Below are 1,672 nucleotides of genomic sequence, written 5' to 3' on the forward strand. Positions count from 1 at the left end.
CATCTTCATGCCGTGGTGCTTCTCCCAGGCACGGACGCGCTTGCGGATGCCGCGGGCGCCCTCGGCGACGAGGTAGACGACGGTGCCCTGCCGGACGTGGTGGCCGTGCCAGGGCTTGCCGGTGCCGACGTGGGCGGCGATGTCGATGACGACGAAGGACTTCATGTGCCCCGAGGGGCCGATGATCCGGGACAGGGTGTCGAGGTGGAGGAAGTCGCCGACGAGGGGGTCCAGGGCGGGCATGTTGTCGAGGCTGGAGGCGTCGAGGAGTTCGGCGAGGAGCGCGTCGGCAGGGTCGCCGGAGCGGCCGGCGGCACGCTCCTTCTGCCGGGTCAGGTAGTCGTCGATGAAGGTGACGACCTGGGCGGGTTCGGCGTCCGGCTCGTAGGCGTACAGGGAGATGCGGCGGCCGAACTCGTCGGCGGCCCGAAGGTCGGCGGTCTCTCGGATGAAGTCGGCGTAGTAGTCGGGCGCCGGCCACGAGTAGTTGGCGAGGGCGGAGATGTAGGCGGTGCCGCCCGCTCGCTTCAGGTCCTTGCGCTTCTCCAGAGCCCGGGCCAGGGCGACGGGTTCGGTGGGCTGGCCGGCGTCGAAGAGTTCACCGAGGACGTTCCAGATCAGTTCGTGGGCGGGTCGGTAGAAGTCGGCGCCGGTGATGAGGTTGCGCAGGGCGGGGATGTGGCGAGGCTGGTGGATGCAGCTGCCGAGGACGTACAGCTCGGCGTCGTGGTTGTGCGGGGGGAGCCGGGTGAAGCCGTCGTGGTCCGCCGCGTCGCGGTTCATGGGGCGGACGTTGTCCACGTGGTGCTCCTCAGAACAAGGTGGTCGGCTCGGCGGGTGGGCAGCGGTGTTCGGTGACGTGCGGGTGGCTGCAGGTCGGTGGGTGGCTGGCGGTGATCCAGCGGAGCCGGGGTGGGCTGTGGGCGGAGGCCCGGTACAGGCACCAGATGAGCCGGTTCGGTTCGCGGACGGCGTCCTGCTCGGTGGGGGTGAGCGGGGTGAGGTCCGCGGTGACCTTGAGGGCGGCGGTGGTGCCGACCCACTGGGTGAGGGTGGGGGCCGCGCACGACGGGCACCGGGAGTCGGCGGCGCCCGTCGCGCGGCGGCCGGTCATCAGGCCGGGGTGCCGTTCATGATCGGCTGCTCGATCCCGGCGTCGATCTTCGTGACGACGTCGGCGAACGCGTCGGCCACGGTGTCGTCGGGGCGCTCCAGCTTGTAGCCGATGCGGAGCTGGGACTCCTGGATGCGGTACCGGAGTCGGGCGGTCAGCTCGTAGCCCGAGGAGCCCTCGAAGGGGATGAGGCCGATGGTGAAGACCTCGGGGATGACGAGCTGGCCCTTCTGCCCGGCCTTCGCCTGGGTGGTCTCGGTGTAGCTGAGCTGGCGCTGGCCGGTGGCGAGCCGCGTGCCCGAGGTGAAGTCGACCTTGCTGGTGGCCTGGAACGACTGGGCGATCTCCAGCATGGTTGCGGCGTCGGGGCTCCGGAGCTCGGGGAGGTGGTCCTCCAGGAACTCGGCGAACTGCTCCTGGCCCAGGAGCCTTCCGTCGTTGGCGATCCACTGCTCCCAGGCCTTCGTCTTGCGGAGGCTGAGGGTGAGGCGGTGGCCGGACCAGCGCGGGCCGTCGGCCGTGTGGGCGTCGAGGACGGCGGTGACGGTGAGCCGGTCG

3 protein-coding genes are annotated in these 1,672 nt (G+C 70.8%); all 3 read right to left on the reverse strand.

From position 1 onward, the window contains the following. Positions 1-801: DnaB-like helicase N-terminal domain-containing protein (locus tag ABT158_RS51130; RefSeq protein WP_352366750.1), on the reverse strand; the 801-nt coding region annotated here is incomplete at its 3' end. 10 nt (positions 802-811) lie between these two features. Then, a complete protein-coding gene (locus tag ABT158_RS51135; protein ID WP_352366752.1) occupies positions 812-1,114 on the reverse strand; it encodes a hypothetical protein in 303 nt (100 codons plus the stop codon). After that, a partial coding sequence (locus tag ABT158_RS51140) for a DUF2303 family protein (protein ID WP_352366754.1) occupies positions 1,114-1,672 on the reverse strand: 559 nt, incomplete at its 5' end. The genes ABT158_RS51135 and ABT158_RS51140, both read right to left, overlap by 1 nt.

The organism is Nonomuraea sp. NPDC001636 (genome assembly GCF_040298265.1).
Classification (GTDB): Bacteria; Actinomycetota; Actinomycetes; order Streptosporangiales; family Streptosporangiaceae; genus Nonomuraea.

What these genes read in the sequence shown, in the direction of transcription:
- ABT158_RS51135 (WP_352366752.1), bottom strand. Translation starts at nt 1,114, where the DNA reads ATGACCGGCCGCCGCGCGACGGGCGCCGCCGACTCCCGGTGCCCGTCG.